Source organism: Bradyrhizobium sp. Kon37 (assembly GCF_055807535.1).
Genome location: NZ_JBVVOY010000285.1, coordinates 1 through 262, shown reverse-complemented (window position 1 = coordinate 262; position 262 = coordinate 1). Strand labels below are relative to the sequence as shown.

Below are 262 nucleotides of genomic sequence, written 5' to 3'. Positions count from 1 at the left end.
GGGACTGATCATCACCGAGGCCTATTACTGGGACCTGAACGAGAAGACCCGCGCTTTCGGCAAGCGTTTCATGGAGCGCGTCAAGCGCATGCCGACGATGAACCAGGCGGCGACCTACAGCGCGACGCTGCACAACCTCAAGGCGGTGCAGCCCGCTGGCACAAAGGACACCAAGACCGTGATGGCCAAGATGCGCGAGCTGCCGGTGAAGGATGCCTTCACCGACAACGGCAGCTTACGCGAAGACGGCCGCATGGTGCAC

The 262-nt window shown here is 62.2% G+C and carries 1 protein-coding gene; it reads left to right on the top strand.

All coding sequences use genetic code 11. The annotated features are described in order from the left end of the window. Positions 1-262 (top strand): ABC transporter substrate-binding protein (locus AC0L3J_RS38170; protein WP_473350584.1); only part of this gene is annotated, 262 nt, incomplete at both ends.